The 14,290-nt window shown below is 67.3% G+C and carries 13 protein-coding genes; 12 read left to right on the forward strand and 1 reads right to left on the reverse strand.

Features of this window, described 5'->3' with window-relative positions:
• The first annotated feature begins 312 nt into the window (after nt 1–312).
• Together QO011_RS34740 and QO011_RS34745 are read left to right on the forward strand one after the other, a co-directional pair.
• Nucleotides 313–1,494: an acyl-CoA dehydrogenase family protein gene (locus QO011_RS34740; RefSeq protein ID WP_307282736.1), complete on the forward strand. Its 1,182-nt coding sequence runs from the start codon at nt 313–315 to the stop codon at nt 1,492–1,494.
• Between the two features lie 16 nt (nt 1,495–1,510).
• Nucleotides 1,511–2,083: a flavin reductase family protein gene (locus tag QO011_RS34745; protein WP_307282738.1), complete on the forward strand. Its 573-nt coding sequence runs from the start codon at nt 1,511–1,513 to the stop codon at nt 2,081–2,083.
• 153 nt (nt 2,084–2,236) lie between these two features.
• Here the strand turns inward: QO011_RS34745 and QO011_RS34750 are convergent, their stop codons facing one another.
• A complete protein-coding gene (locus tag QO011_RS34750) occupies nt 2,237–3,139 on the reverse strand; it encodes a helix-turn-helix transcriptional regulator (protein ID WP_307282740.1) in 903 nt (300 codons plus the stop codon).
• Nucleotides 3,140–3,488: 349 nt separating this feature from the next.
• On the opposite strand from QO011_RS34750, the gene QO011_RS34755 reads away from it, so the two are divergent.
• From QO011_RS34755 to QO011_RS34800, 10 genes are all read left to right on the forward strand, one after another.
• Nucleotides 3,489–5,390 (forward strand): FAD-dependent oxidoreductase, encoded by a 1,902-nt coding sequence (locus QO011_RS34755; protein WP_307282742.1) that lies wholly within the window; start codon nt 3,489–3,491, stop codon nt 5,388–5,390.
• On the forward strand, nt 5,387–5,851 hold the full coding sequence (locus QO011_RS34760; protein ID WP_307282744.1) for a hypothetical protein: 465 nt from the start codon (nt 5,387–5,389) through the stop codon (nt 5,849–5,851). Before QO011_RS34755 ends, QO011_RS34760 begins: the two co-directional genes overlap by 4 nt.
• 2 nt (nt 5,852–5,853) lie before the next feature.
• Nucleotides 5,854–6,531 carry an alpha/beta hydrolase family protein gene (locus tag QO011_RS34765; RefSeq protein WP_307282746.1) on the forward strand — a complete coding sequence of 226 codons (678 nt, stop codon included), beginning with the start codon at nt 5,854–5,856 and terminating at the stop codon, nt 6,529–6,531.
• Nucleotides 6,532–6,658: 127 nt separating this feature from the next.
• Nucleotides 6,659–7,711 (forward strand): 2-keto-4-pentenoate hydratase, encoded by a 1,053-nt coding sequence (locus QO011_RS34770; protein WP_307282749.1) that lies wholly within the window; start codon nt 6,659–6,661, stop codon nt 7,709–7,711.
• Nucleotides 7,708–8,646 (forward strand): acetaldehyde dehydrogenase (acetylating), encoded by a 939-nt coding sequence (locus QO011_RS34775; protein WP_307282751.1) that lies wholly within the window; start codon nt 7,708–7,710, stop codon nt 8,644–8,646. The genes QO011_RS34770 and QO011_RS34775 overlap by 4 nt, the downstream gene beginning before the upstream one ends.
• Nucleotides 8,646–9,659: a 4-hydroxy-2-oxovalerate aldolase gene (gene dmpG / locus QO011_RS34780; protein ID WP_307282753.1), complete on the forward strand. Its 1,014-nt coding sequence runs from the start codon at nt 8,646–8,648 to the stop codon at nt 9,657–9,659. Before QO011_RS34775 ends, dmpG begins: the two co-directional genes overlap by 1 nt.
• Before the next feature lie 81 nt (nt 9,660–9,740).
• The gene (locus QO011_RS34785; protein WP_307282755.1) at nt 9,741–10,751 is read left to right on the forward strand and encodes a VOC family protein; all 1,011 of its coding nucleotides are present in this window, start codon (nt 9,741–9,743) and stop codon (nt 10,749–10,751) included.
• Between the two features lie 17 nt (nt 10,752–10,768).
• Entirely contained in the window at nt 10,769–11,629 is an 861-nt protein-coding gene (locus QO011_RS34790) for an alpha/beta fold hydrolase (protein ID WP_307282756.1), read from the forward strand.
• Nucleotides 11,630–11,804: 175 nt separating this feature from the next.
• Complete coding sequence (locus tag QO011_RS34795; protein ID WP_307282757.1) at nt 11,805–12,557, forward strand: class III extradiol ring-cleavage dioxygenase family protein; 753 nt, start codon at nt 11,805–11,807, stop codon at nt 12,555–12,557.
• 70 nt (nt 12,558–12,627) lie between these two features.
• Entirely contained in the window at nt 12,628–14,271 is a 1,644-nt protein-coding gene (locus tag QO011_RS34800) for a carbohydrate porin (protein WP_307282760.1), read from the forward strand.
• The last annotated feature ends 19 nt before the right edge of the window (nt 14,272–14,290 follow it).

The raw sequence follows: 14,290 nt of genomic DNA on the forward strand, positions 1-14,290 counted from the left end.
GGCATCTTATCCGGCAGACCCAATATGTCTACTATATATATGTATTTAATATTTTATATTCCACCGATCCTCACCGACCGACCGAGGCGGTCGGCGGCGCTTCGCCCGACATGGGGCTGCCGCGGCCGAGGCGGCGCAAAACCGGGCTTCTTAACCAGGTGGGTAATGCGTGGGACGCCGCGATGACCCACGATCACCATCACGCCCGACGCTGCGGGCTCGGTGAGCCCGTCGGCGGAACGAGCGCCCCAGGCGGAGCGATCCGTGCGCTCGCCCGGCAGGAAGCACAATGGCATCGAGGGAGGTCGCCTGATGGCGCACGACGTGGCCCGCCGGATCGAGGAGTTCGGCCCGGAATTGGCGGAGCAGGCTCCGGAGAACGAGCGTCTGGGCAAGCTGAGCGACAGATCGGCGGCGCTGCTGCGCTCGTCGGGATTGATGCGCCTGCTGCAGCCCCGCGAGCATGGCGGGCTGGGGGGCACGCCCGCCGACTTCCTGGAAGCGGTGATCACCGCGGCGCGCCACGACGGATCGACGGGCTGGGTCGCCGGCGTCGTCGGCGTCCATCCCTGGGAGGTCGCGCTGTTCGATCCCAGGCTCGGACAGGAGATCTGGGGGCAGAACCAGGACACCTGGGTGGCCTCGCCCTACACGCCTTCCGGCATCGCCGAGCCCGCCGAGGGCGGCTACATCCTCACCGGACGGTGGCAATTCTCGTCCGGCACCGATCACTCCGACTGGGTCTTCCTGGGTGCCCTGCTCGGCAACGGGCAGGGAAAGCCCGCGATGCCGCCTCGGATGATGCATGTGATCCTGCCGCGGTCCGACTATCGGATCATCGAGGATTCGTGGGACGTGATCGGCCTGCTGGGCACCGGCAGCAAGGATGTCGTCGTGCAGGGCGCCTTCGTTCCCGCCTATCGCGCGATCGACCACGAGGCGATCGCATCGGGCGCCGCCGCTGACAAGGCCGGGCTGAGCGATCCGATCTACAGGCTGCCGTTCTCCGTGATCTTTCCCGTCGGCATCACCGGCGCGATCATCGGCATGGCCGAGGGCGCCCTCGCCGCCCACGGCGCCTATCAGCGCGACCGCGTCTCCGCAGCCGGCGCGCGGATTCGCGACGATCCCTACGCGGCCTATTTCACCGGCGAGGCCGCCTCCGAGATCCAGGCCTCGAGGGTGCAGCTGTTCGACGGGATCACCAGGGCCTACGACCAGGTGATGTCCGGCAGGCAGGTCACCTTCGAGGATCGGTCGCGGATCCGGCGCAACCAGATCCGCTGCGCCTGGCGGGCCGTTGCCGCCATCGACGCGATCTATGCGCGCTCAGGCGGGAACGCGAGCCGGCGCACCAATCCGATCCAGCGCTTCTGGCGCGATGCCCATGTCGGCCTCAACCACTTCATCCACGTTCCCGGCCCCACCTACCATGCCGACGCGATGATCCAGTACGGACTGGACGTGCCCGATCCGCTGCGCATGGGCATCTGACGGGCGGGCGCTCGCGATGCAGGACAAGCAGAAGAAGGCGGCGGCGGTCGGCACTGTCGCCGCGCCCGCCCGGCCGATCGACGCGCGGCACTTCCGGACGGTGCTCGGCAACGTCCCGACCGGCGTGGTGGCGGTCACCGCGACGGGCTCCGAGCAGGAGCCGGTGGGGATGATCGTGGGATCCTTCACATCGGTGTCGCTGAACCCGCCTCTCGTCTCGTTCCTGGCGGACAGCCTCTCCTCGACCCAGGCGAAGCTCCAGGCCGCGGGACGGTTCTGCGTCAACGTGCTCGCAGCGGACCAGGAGCGCCTTTGCCGGAAGCTGGCCGCGAGGGGCAGCGCGCGGTTTGACGGCGTGCGCTGGGCGCCCTCGGCGCTGGGCAATCCCGTCATCGAGGGGATCGTCGCCTGGATCGACTGCACGATCGACACGGTGATCGAGATCGGAGATCACCATCTCATCGTCGGGCGCGTGCGCGAGCTCCATACCGTCTCGGACAGGACGCCGCTGCTGTTCTTTCGCGGCTCCTACGGTGACTACCTCTCCAACGCCGACCGCCTGCTCGATCGCCTGCTCGACTGGCGGTGACCGCTGCCTGCGGCGGGGTGCCCTATGGGCCCGGCCCCGAAAGCCAAGGAAGCGTCGGCGATCAACTGAATGGAAGTGACGCGGGGAACCCCTCTCCCAGTCGGGAGAGGGGTTCCCCGCGTCTCATCTGAAGCACTTATTCCTCACCGACGCCTAAAGCGCCTGCTCGCTCTCGACCTGGAGAAGATTGAGCAGCTCGACTTGCGAATGCGTACCCGTCTTCGCATAGGTCGCCTTGAGATGCGCCCGGACCGAGTTGGCCTGCACCTTGAGCTCCGTCGCGATCTGACGGGATGTCTTGCCGTCCAGGAGCAGGCTGGCGACGCGGGTCTCGGCCCGTGTGAGGCCGTAATTCTTGCCCAGATTGTCCGCCAGCAGCTCCTTGGGACGAGAACTGTCCGTCACGAGCAGGACGATCTTGCTTTGATGCACGCCTTCCCAGTCGAAGCTGGTCGGCGCCGGATAGGCGACGACGCTGCCGCGCCGCCGTCCCGCGGGGTCGCAGTAGGAAAGCCGACCGGGCACGCCGTTCCGCCTGGTGCGACGAACCAGGTCGGAGAATTCGGACGACTGGATTGCCGAGCCGGAAACCAGCCGCCCCCCGTCGAGACGAAGCACGCTCCCGGCCCGCAGCAAGTCGTTCATGCTGCTGTTGGACTTCTCGATGCGATCGTCTTCGGACAGGAGCGCGGCACCGATACCCTTCTGGTCCAGGCTGCGGATGATATTGCCGGTCATGTTGGAGGCATGCGTAAACGTGCCGGCAATCTCGAACGACAGCAGCAAGTCCTCGCGAAGATTTTCCAGAAGATCGGCGTTGATCTGCCCCTCGCCCGGCCGCCTGGGCTGGCTCGCATGCACGAGGACCTTTGCCGTTCGGATGCTGAGCAGCATGCAGACGCCATCGCCCTTGTCGAGATAGTCGCCATAGCGAGCATAGAACGTCGACCGCCGGCATTCATCGTCGATCAGGCCGTCGTCGAGCCGGATGACCTGGCCAGGCACCGCCGTCTGCCAGAATTTCCACAAGGGATTGATGTATTGATAGGTCTCCATATAGTCCCGGGCCCCCTCGGCGCCGGTTCCGATGCTTCCGTTTTCGACAGCCAGGCCGGACGGTGCGAAAACCGTGAGATCTGCCGTTCGAGTGTCAAGTAGATCGGAAATCAACCTCGCCCAGCTGTCCAGTGGATTTGGCTGCGTTGCGGCACGGTAGAGTTGAAAGGCGACGTCTCGCAGATGCCGCTGAGGTTCCAAGTCTCTCACTCGCTCCTCGCCTCCCTGTCGGTCGACCTTGGCCGGTCAACTCTTGCCGAAGACGGTATGCGCAGCGATCTGACGCGTCAATCCAAGGTGTTTGCACGTCTTGACCGAGTGGGTAATGCGCCGACTGCCATGCTGACCCATGCTGCCCGCCATGCCTGACGCCGAGGGGCGACCGCCTCCGCGGACGGCATGGGATGCGACCGTTCCCGAGCCTCGCCGCCGGCTGGGACTACGGAGCGTCTCGTCGCAAGTGGCCCGCCAACGGGCCCCTGGGAGGAAGCAATCCATGAACGAACCAGATCCCGGCCGCCTTGCCGCGACCGACGCGGGCGAGATGACGCAAGAAGCGCCGTCCCGGGTGTCACGCCGCGCGTTCTTCAAGGCCGCGGGCCTCGGCGCGGCCGGCGCAGCTCTCGGCGTTTCGACCATCGCCAGCGCGCAGCAGCGGAGCTGGGATGAGGAAACCGATGTCGTCATCGTCGGCTCGGGATGCGCGGCGCTCGCCGCCGCCGCCGGCGCCCTGCAGAACGGCGCCAAGGTCGCCGTCCTGGAGAAGGGCCCGATTCCCGGCGGCACGACGGCCAAGTCGGGCGGCGCGTTCTGGATTCCGAACAACCCCTACATGCAGGCGAAGGGACTGGCGGATCCCAAGGAAGACGCCCTGCGATACATGGCGAGGGTCGCCTATCCCCAGCTCTACCGGGCCGATCACAAGACCTTGGGGCTTTCACAACTGGGGTACGAGCTGTTGTCGACCTTCTACGACCACGGCTCCAGGGTCACCAGGACGCTTGCCGACACGGGCGCGATGCTGTCGCAGCAGCAGCTGGGCGCGACGGGCCTGCTCCCCGACTATCAGGGCCAGCTGCCCGAGAACAAGAGGTCGGTGGGGCGGACATTGCGCCCAAGCGACCAGGACGGCGGGCCGGGGTTCGGCGGCGACATGGTGCGCCAGCTCTCGGCTTTCGCCGAAGCCAGGGGAGCGCCCGTGAGGGTCGATCATGCCGTGACCCGGATCGTCGTCGACGACACGCGGCGGGTGGTCGGCGTCGAGATTGGCACGCCGGATCGCCCCCTGTCCGTGCGCGCCCGCAAGGGGGTCGTCTTCGGCTCGGGCGGCTTCACCCAGAATGCGGAGATGCGCAAGGACTTTCTCCGCATTCCCGTCCTCGGCGGTTGCGCGGTGCCCACCAACCAGGGCGACTTCGTCAAGATGGCGATCGAGATCGGCTCCAAGCTCGGCAACATGAACGAGGCCTGGCTGCAGCAGGAGGTGCTCGAAGAGGTGCTGGAGTTTTCGAGCGTGCCCGGCGGTGTGTTCCTGCTCGGCGGGGACAGCATGATCGTGGTCAACAAGCTCGGCCACCGGATGTACGACGAGAAGCACGTCTACAACGAGCGCACCCGAAGCCACGTCACCTGGGACCCTTCGAGGGCCGAATACTGCAACCTCTACCAGTTCATGCTGTTCGATGACCACGCGATCGCCTATGGCGGCGCGCAACTGATGCCGCCGGTCGGCGCCGACATGCCGGCCTATATCATCACCGCCGCGAGCTGGGGGGCGCTTGCCGCGGCCATCCAGGAGCGGCTCGCATCTCTCGCCGACCGGATCGGCGCGTTCAAGCTCGACAAGGATTTCGTCCCCACGCTCCAGGAGACCGTGGCCCGGTTCAACGATTACGCCAGGACGGGCGTCGATCTCGAGTTCCACCGCGGCGAACTGCCGATCGAGCATGCCTTCCATGTGCCCGGCGCCAACAACGACAAGCCGAACAAATGGATGTATCCGTTCGCCCAGACCGGCCCCTTCCACTGCATCATCCTCGGGCCGGGCACGCTCGATACCAAGGGCGGACCGGTGACCAACACCAGCGCCCAGGTCCTGGACGTGCATGATCGGCCGATAGCCGGCCTCTATGCCGCCGGCAACTGCGCGGCCTCGCCGTCGGGCCAGGCCTATTGGGGGGCCGGCGGAACGCTCGGGCTGGCCCTGACCTACGGCTACATCGCCGGCGAGCACGCCGCCACGCAGCCGTGACGATCGTCGCGGCGGGTGCGGCTCGCGCCCGCTCCCCTTTCGAAAGCATCCTGACCATGATGACGTCCAGCCCCCTGGCTGCCGCGGTCGCGGCCGTCGGATTTCTGCTCATGGGCGGCGCATGCCTGGCCGACGAAGCCTGCAAGGGCGCGTTCCGAACCAGCGTGCAGCCGATCCTCAACACCAGGTGCGTGGCCTGCCATCAGGACGCCGCCCGTGCCGGCGGCCTGTCCCTGCAAAGGACATCCGCTCCGGCCAGCCTTCTCGGTGTTTCCAGCCGGGAAGCCAGGATGGCGCTGGTGACCCCTGGCGATCCCCTGCGGAGCTATCTCTTCCGGAAGACCGCCGGGACGCATCTGGAAGTCGGCGGCAACGGGGCGCGGATGCCCTTGGGCGGAAGGCTCACCGAGGCCGAGATCAAGGCCATCGAGGCCTGGATCACCGGCTGCACGGCGGATTGAGCATGCCGCGCAGAAGCCCGCTCCTGACCTGGACGCATGGCGATCGAAACGGCCCGCCCGTCCTGCTGCTGCACGATCGATACGACAATCCGGGCGGGATGCCCGTCGACAGGCTGCCGAGCGGCGCACGTGTCGTCTGCGTCCGCTCGGCGCGCACGCAGATGACCGGGGCGGACACGCTCGGCCATTTCTGGTTCCTCGGGCCCTATGACAGGCCCGAGCCAACCACGTTCGGCGACGGCCTGCATCATCTGGAAACCCTGCTCGTCGATCTCTCCTTCGGAGCCGGCAAGGCACGGAGCTTCATCATCGGCAAGGGCGAAGGCGGCGTCATGGCGCTGACGCTGGCGACGATCTGGCCGGAATTGCTCGCGGGCGTCGTGTCCATCGACGGGCCGCTGCCGCAGACCCTCGGTTCCCTGCCCATCGAGCCCCGCCCTCCCCTGCGGCTGCCGGTCCTCCTACTCGAGCAGGCGCGAAGCATGGCCGGGGCCGCAGCCGCGCTGTCGGGCCTCGGAGCCGAGGTGGACCTCAGGAAGGTCGGTGACCAGCCGATGCGGGCCGCCCTGGACTGGCTCGACCTACTGATCGGCCGGACCCAAGCGCTGACGCACGGGACGACCTCGAGCCGGCCCGGCGCGGAAGACGTGCGGCATGATGAGGCGAAGATCGCGACGTGATGAAGAAAGCAACGAGCCGACAGAAAGCGGCTCTGATCTTGACCAGGTGGGTAATGCGGATCGCACCGCGATGACCCACGATCCCGGTCAGGTCTGAGCCTGGGGGCCAGCCGGTTCCGCGGATGACGTGCCCTGGAGCCGGTCTTCCCGTCGGCGGCGCTCGACGAGCCGGCCTGGCGGCGCTGCGGCTCAACTCAAGACCATCGAACGGCGATCAGCCGGTCGCCATTCATCCAAGCCCATGACCCGAGGGCGATGCACCAGGGAGGTGAAGCATGTCCGATGCAAAATCGGCGGCAGGACTGCGACGGCCGCACCGTCAGGGGATGGCACCGGCCTGGATCGCGGCTGCATCGAGCGGCAAGGGATGCCGCGCATGAGCGTCGGGTCTGACGGCCTCCTGGCCGCCGTCGAGCGTCTGGAACGCGCGAGCGCCGCTCGCCTGCCCTGTCCGCCGATCGTCGATCTGATCGGCCCGAGCGACATCGCCGCGGCCTACGAGGTCCAGCAGCATATCGCCGCCCGCCGGATAGCCGCCGGCGCGCGCCTGATCGGGCGGAAGATCGGCCTGACATCGGCGGCGGTGCAGGCGCAGGTGGGCGTCGACCGGCCCGATTTCGGCGTGCTGCTCGACGACATGCGCTACGAGGACGGCGCGGACATTCCGTTCGCACGGCTGCTGCAGCCTAAGGCCGAGGCGGAGGTGGCCTTCCTTCTGGCGCGCGACATCGGCGATGCGCCGGATGCCGCCGCCGTGCGCGGCGCGGTGGCGCTCGCCTTCCCCGCCATCGAGATCGTCGACAGCCGGATCGCGGACTGGCGGATCGGGATCACCGACACGGTGGCGGACAACGCCTCGTCGGGGGTGTTCGTGATCGGATTGGCGGGGACGCCGCTCGATGCGGTGGAGCCGGCCGACGTCACGATGACGCTCCGCCGGAACGGCGAGCTGGTCTCGCAGGGCACCGGGCGGGCCTGCCTGGATGATCCGCTGAATGCGCTGGCATGGCTGGCGAGAACGGCGATCGAGCTGGGCGCGCCGCTGCGCGCCGGGGACATCGTGCTGTCGGGAGCGCTCGGGCCGATGGTCGCCGTGCGGCCCGGAGACGTCTTCGAGGCGGCGATCGCGCCGCTGGGGACGATCACCGCCCGGTTTTCACGAGAGGGAGGCATCGCATGACGGATCCTGTCGGGGTCGCAATCGTCGGGTCGGGGAATATCGGCACCGACCTGATGTTCAAGATCCTCCGCGGCTCCAAGACCCTGCGCGTCGTGGCGATGGTGGGCATCGACCCGGCTTCGGACGGCCTGGCGCGGGCGGCGCGGCTGGGGATCGCCACGACGGCGGGGGGCATCGACGGTCTCCTCGCCATGCCCGAATTCAGCACGGTCGGGATCGTGATGGATGCCACGAGCGCATCCGCCCATGTGGAGAATGCCCGCCGGCTGAAGCCCCACGGCGTCCGGCTGATCGACCTGACGCCGGCGGCGATCGGGCCGTTCGTGATCCCGCCGGTGAACTTCGGCGAACATCTGGAAGCCCCGAACATCAACATGGTCACCTGCGGCGGGCAGGCGACGATCCCGATCGTCGCGGCCGTGTCGCGCGTCGCCGAGGTTGCCTACGCGGAGATCGTCGCCTCGGTGTCGTCGCGCTCGGCCGGCCCGGGAACGCGGGCGAACATCGACGAGTTCACCGAGACCACCGCGCATGCGATCGAGCAGGTCGGCGGGGCCCGCCGCGGCAAGGCGATCATCATCCTGAACCCGGCGGAGCCGCCGCTGATCATGCGGGACACGGTCTATTGCCTGGTGGGCGGAGCCGATCGGGAGAGGATCCGCCGGTCGATCGAGGACATGGTGGCCGAGGTCGCCGCCTATGTGCCGGGCTATCGGCTGGTGCAGGCGGTGCAGTTCACCCCGATCGACGCCGCCGAGGTCGCGACCCTGCTGCCCGAGGACTGCGGGCCCGTGGACACCAAGGTGACGGTGTTCCTCGAGGTCGAGGGAGCGGCGCATTACCTGCCGGCCTATGCGGGCAATCTGGACATCATGACCTCGGCGGCGATGCGCGTCGCCGAGCAGATCGCCGAGCGGCAGAGGAGAGCGGCGTGATGGGCCGGCAGTTATACGTCCAGGACGTCACGCTGCGGGACGGCATGCATGCGCTGCGGCATCGCATGGCGCCGGAGACGCTGCGGACCATCGTCAAGGCGCTCGACCGGGCGGGAGTCGCCTCGATCGAGGTCAGCCATGGCGACGGGCTGGCCGGGGCGAGCCTCAACTACGGTCCCGGCTCGCACACCGACTGGGCCTGGATCGAAGCCGCGGTCGAGGCGGCGGAAAAGGCGGTGATCGCCACGCTGCTGCTGCCGGGGGTCGGCACGATCGCCGAGCTCAGGCGCGCCCATGCGCTCGGCGTGCGCTCCGTTCGCGTCGCCACGCACTGCACCGAGGCGGACGTCGCGGCCCAGCACATCGCCGAGGCGCGCAAGCTCGGCATGGACGTGGCGGCCTTCCTGATGATGGCGCACATGATCGGGCCGGCAGACCTCGCAAAGCAGGCGCTGCTGATGCAGTCCTACGGGGCGCATTGCGTCTACATCACCGACTCGGCGGGGCGATTGACCACCAACGACGTCCGCGAGCGGGTGCGGGCCTACCGGGACGTGCTCGATCCGATGACTCAGGTCGGGATCCACTGCCACGAGAACCTCTCGCTCGGCGTGGCGAATTCCGTCGCGGCGATCGAGGAAGGCGCATACCGCATCGACGCGTCCCTCGCCGGGCACGGCGCCGCGGCGGGCAACACCCCGCTCGAGGCGTTCGTCGCCGTCGCCAACCTCCTGGGCTGGGACACCGGCTGCGATCTCTTCGCGCTCGAGGACGCGGCCGACGACCTCGTCCGCCCACTGCAGGACCGTCCCGTGCGGGTCGACCGGCAGACCCTCACCATCGGCTATGCCGGCGTCTACGGCAGCTTCCTGCGCCATGCCGAGAACGCCGCCCGGGACTATGGCGTCGACGCCCGCGAGATCCTGATCGAGGCGGGGCGGCGCAAGCTCGTCGGCGGCCAGGAAGACATGCTCACCGACATCGCCCTCAATCTCCGCGCGGCGGCGTCGTAGGGCGGCACGAACCGCCTTCGCCGCGGGCGGCCTCCCCGCCCCTCCCCCATCCGAAGCAACCCATGTCTGGAGACGACGATCATGACACGCGGCTACGACCCGGGGCCCCGGATCGCCCATGCCGGAGGCATCAACATCGGCACCCCGGACCTCGAGCGCTCGCTCTGGTTCTTCCGCGACCTGTTCGGCATGGAGGTGACCGCCGAGGATGACGGCGTCGCCTATCTCAGGGGCTACCAGGAGTGGGACCACCACTGCCTCGTGCTGACCCAGCAGGACGAGGCGATCATCAATGCCTACAGCTTCCGCGTCGCACGGCCCCAGGACGTCGAGCTGTTCCATGAGCAGCTCACCGCCGAGGGCCTCGACGTCCGGGTGCTGCCCGCGGGGAGCGAGACGGGCCGCGGCGAAGCGATCCGCTTCCTCATCCCCGGTGGCGGCCACCCCATCGAGCTGTTCCACGACATGGCAAGGCCGCAGCCGCCCGCGGGCCTGCGCTCGCGCCTGCCGGGCAACAGCTCGCGCCGGCGCGGACTCGGCGTGCGGCGGCTCGACCATCTCAACGTCATGACCAGCCCCGCCACGATCAATCAGGCGGAGGCCTGGCTGCGCGAGAGCCTCGGGTTCAGGCGTCGCGAATTCCTGACGCTGCCGCAGGCGCCGGGCCTGATCCTGGCCTCGTGGCTGTCGGTCAACTCGAAGCTGCACGACATCGCGATCGGCGCCGCGCCGAACGGGCAGGATGCGCAATTCCACCACGTCGCCTTCGCGATCGAGAACTTCCACGACATGCTGACGGCGGCCGACCAGCTCAAGGACCTCGACATCCAGATCGATGCCGGGCCGGGCAAGCACGGCATCGGCCAGGCCATGTATCTCTACCTTCGCGATCCCGGCTCCGGACACCGGATCGAGCTCTATTCGGGCGGCCGGGAGTTCTTCGAGCCCGACTGGGAGCCCATCGAGTGGAAGGCCGACAACCCGATCGGCCTGACCTGGTACGGGGACCTGCCCTCGGTCGACCCGCAGACCAGCTCCTATGTCACGACGACGCCCTCCGCGGGGCTCGACCTGCCGCACCGGCGCACGTGACGGGCGGGCAAGCGGACATGACGACGCCCAACAGCGACGACGCGACGCGCAAGACCGCCGAGATCGACGGAATTCCCTTCGCCTATCACGAGGCCGGCGAGGGTGAGCCCCTGATCCTGCTCCACGGTTCCGGGCCGGGGGTCAGCGCATGGTCGAATTTCCAGCACAACCTGCCGGTGTTCGCCCGGAGCTTCCGGACCATCATGCCGGACATGCCAGGCTTCGGCGCGACGGGCCTGCCGGAGCTGAACGAATATTATCCCACCCTGGCGGCGCGCTGGATCGCGCGCCTGATGGACCACCTCGGCATCGGCTCGGCGTGCTTCACCGGCAATTCCATGGGCGGGGCGGTGACCGCCGAGCTCGCGGCCCTGCATCCGGACCGCGTGCGCCGGATGTGCCTGATCGGCTCCGGCGGGTTGTCGGTCGGCATCTTCGGGACCGACCCCAGCGAGGGGTTCCTCAGGCTGTTCGAGTTCCTCGACGATCCGACCCGCGATCGCATGATCGCCTGGGTGAAGACGATGGTCTACGACCACCGGACAATCACCAACGAGCTGATCGACGAGCGCATGCGGAATGCCTCGGCCGAAGGCGTGATCCCGCGGCTGAAGCGCATCTTCGGCTCGATGTTCGACCCGAAGATGCGGGCCGGCAGCCCGCCGCTATGGACCAGGGCGGCGACGATCGCCACGCCGACCCTGCTGCTCTGGGGCCGCGACGACCGGACGCTGCCCTACGACCAGGCCCATTTCGCCAACCGGTGGCTGCCCGAGGTCGAGCTGCACACGTTCTCGCGCTGCGGGCACTGGGTGCAGATCGAGCGAAAGACGGAGTTCGAACGGATCACGACGGAGTTCCACACGCGCGGGAAGTAAGCGCGGCACCCGTCAAGTCCGACGCCAAGAAGACTCGCCACGGCCACGACGATCGATCGCAGCCGGCATGGAGGAGCGCGTGCCCGACATCGGCTCGGCCCGCGAACGCCATCAGCACATCTCGAGCAACCGGAAGCGTCCCGGGACGCACCGCAGATAGAGGGGAGGAATAGACATGAGAACGGATGCCGTGATCGGGTTGGATCCGAAGATCAAGTTTCGATTGTACCGCTTTTCGGTGTGGTCCGGCCTGATCGTGGTGCTCGGGAGCCTGCTGGCGTTCAGCATCATCGCGCCGCTGATGCCGCCGCCGCCGCCGAGCTTCGGCGCCAAGGAGATCGCCGCGTTCATGGTCGAGAACCGCAGCAGGATCCTGTGGGCCACCGTGGCAACCGGCTATTTCGCGCCGTTCTTCTACTTCTTCGCCGTCATCACCAGCCAGCAGATGAGCCGGATCGAGGGCGGCTGGGGCATCCTGTCCTACCTGCAGCTGACCACCGCCGTGGTTGCCCCGACAGGGTGGATCTACCCGATGGCCATGCTCGCCACGGCGGCCTATCGCCCCGACCGCGATCCCGCGCTCGTGCTGCTGATGAGCGACTTCTACTGGCTGACCTATGTCGGCGTCGCTTTCATCTTCTCGATCAACATCGCGGTGATCGGTCTTTCCGCGCTCTGGGACCGCCGGGCCAATCCGGTTTTTCCGAAATGGTTCGGTTATGCAAACCTCGTCTTTGCGGTGATCTTCGCCCCCGGCTGTCTCGTCTATCCCTATACGGAGGGACCATTCGCCTGGAACGGCCTCTTCACCTTCGGCATACCGTCGATCGCGTTCCTGTTCTGGAAGGCCATGATGATCGTCTACCTCCTGCGCGCCGTCAGATCGGAGGAGAAGGAAGAAGCCGAAGCCCTGCGCGTGGCTGCCTAGAAAAGCCGTCGCTCTTCAGCACCAGAAGCAAGAAACGGCAACGCGTGATTTCCAGTATAGGGGGATTAGAATGACCTTCCGCGACTTGGCAGGGCGCTACAGGGATGGCACGACCGGCGGCCTTCCCGGGCACGCCTTCGATCGACATGAGGATGCTCATCGCCTTCGGCGCCGCGCCGGCCTGCCTACCGGGCTCGTGCTGGGCGCGCTCGTCCTGGGCGCCTGGCCGGCCAAGGCAACCGAGCCGTCGCAACCGTCGCCGTCCCTGGAGGGGCCGGGCGCCGCCGACGCGACGGTGAAGAAGCCGGCGCACGCCAAGAAGCGCGTGCATCCGTCGAAGCCGGCGGAGTCGGCTGCGGCACCGCCGCCGCTGGACTCGGCCGCGCGCGCCCGGGCCCTCGACGAGGTCTATGGATACAAGGGATGGAATATTCCGTTTCCGTCCTACGGCGACAGCCTGACGCAGGATGACGGCAACTGGCGGAGCGTGCTGGCGTCCTACGGCTTCGGCTTCACGGCGCAATTCATTCCGATCGCCCAGGGCAATATTCTCGACACGCCCCGTCGCGTGCCGTCCAGCGCGCCGCCGTGCCAGCCCTCGAACATCGACTATAACTGCGCGGGCGGGCGGTCATATTTCGGGCAGCGCCCCGACATCTACGACTCCAACCTGGCCTACCTCACCTACGACACGAGCCGTTGGGGCATTCCCGACGGCCAGATCGCCGCCGGCGCCCATTGGGGGCTCACCACGGACCAGGCCTACAGCCCGAACACGTTCCGGGGCTTCCTGCTGTCCTGGTATCAGACGTTGTTCGACAAGAGGGTCGAGATCAAGGTCGGATACTTTCCGTCCCTGACGGAATTCATGGGAACCTTCGTCGGCGGCATCGTCACCAATCCGTTCGGCCCGGGCGGCTTCCTGCCCCTGGTGATGGGCATGTCGCCCAACAATATCGGCACGCCGAACTTCCGCGCGACCTGGCACATCACCGACGCGATCTATGCGCAGACCGGGATTCAACGAAGCCTGCCGGTCAACGGCCCGACTGGAAACCCGATCTACGACGAAGTGGACGCCAACCCGTCGGGCTTCGATTTCGGCTCGCCGGTCCGGGGAACGCGCGTGCTGTACACGAACGAGCTCGGCTACAGGACGCAGGCGGCCCCGGAGCGACCGGGAACATGGCTGCGCGCGGGCCTCTTGTACAATTCCTCGACGTTCAAGGATTACAGCCGGCTCCTGGCCAATCCCGCGGCGACGAAGGACGGCGCTCTCGGGTTCTACGTGCTCGGAGACTACCAGGTCTGGCAGCAGGCGCCGTCTTCGCCGCTCACCGCCTATCGCGGGCTCTATCTCGGCGCCACCTTCATGCGCGGCTCGGCGGCCATAGCGGCCTTCAACGAGTACTACGAAGCCCGCGCCTACTGGCTCGGGCCGTTCGACAGTCGGCCCCAGGACATGGTTTCTCTGATCTACAACCACAATGTGGTGAGCAAATACGTCCAGGACCTGACCAATCAATATTCCCAGTACACGAACCTGTTCGCCAACGAGTATGCCAACAGCGTCACGGCGTCCTATATGTTTCATGTCAGGCCGGGACTCTATACGACGATAGGACTCGGATACACGGATCATCCCAGCATTCAATATTTCAAGGGCGAAGGCAGCTCGTTGAATCTCCTGTTCAGCATGTACATCACGCTGTAGAGGCGCCGGGCCTTGATCG

Source organism: Labrys wisconsinensis, assembly GCF_030814995.1.
Classification (GTDB): domain Bacteria; phylum Pseudomonadota; class Alphaproteobacteria; order Rhizobiales; family Labraceae; genus Labrys; species Labrys wisconsinensis.

Excerpts from the sequence above, each read along its gene's own strand:
- QO011_RS34800 (WP_307282760.1), top strand. The coding sequence starts at position 12,628 with ATGACCTTCCGCGACTTGGCAGGGCGCTACAGGGATGGCACGACCGGC.
- QO011_RS34750 (WP_307282740.1), bottom strand. The coding sequence starts at position 3,139 with ATGGAGACCTATCAATACATCAATCCCTTGTGGAAATTCTGGCAGACG.
- QO011_RS34785 (WP_307282755.1), top strand. The coding sequence starts at position 9,741 with ATGACACGCGGCTACGACCCGGGGCCCCGGATCGCCCATGCCGGAGGC.
- dmpG (WP_307282753.1), top strand. The coding sequence starts at position 8,646 with ATGGGCCGGCAGTTATACGTCCAGGACGTCACGCTGCGGGACGGCATG.
- QO011_RS34795 (WP_307282757.1), top strand. The coding sequence starts at position 11,805 with ATGAGAACGGATGCCGTGATCGGGTTGGATCCGAAGATCAAGTTTCGA.
- QO011_RS34765 (WP_307282746.1), top strand. The coding sequence starts at position 5,854 with ATGCCGCGCAGAAGCCCGCTCCTGACCTGGACGCATGGCGATCGAAAC.
- QO011_RS34740 (WP_307282736.1), top strand. The coding sequence starts at position 313 with ATGGCGCACGACGTGGCCCGCCGGATCGAGGAGTTCGGCCCGGAATTG.
- QO011_RS34790 (WP_307282756.1), top strand. The coding sequence starts at position 10,769 with ATGACGACGCCCAACAGCGACGACGCGACGCGCAAGACCGCCGAGATC.
- QO011_RS34755 (WP_307282742.1), top strand. The coding sequence starts at position 3,489 with ATGCTGCCCGCCATGCCTGACGCCGAGGGGCGACCGCCTCCGCGGACG.
- QO011_RS34745 (WP_307282738.1), top strand. The coding sequence starts at position 1,511 with ATGCAGGACAAGCAGAAGAAGGCGGCGGCGGTCGGCACTGTCGCCGCG.
- QO011_RS34775 (WP_307282751.1), top strand. The coding sequence starts at position 7,708 with ATGACGGATCCTGTCGGGGTCGCAATCGTCGGGTCGGGGAATATCGGC.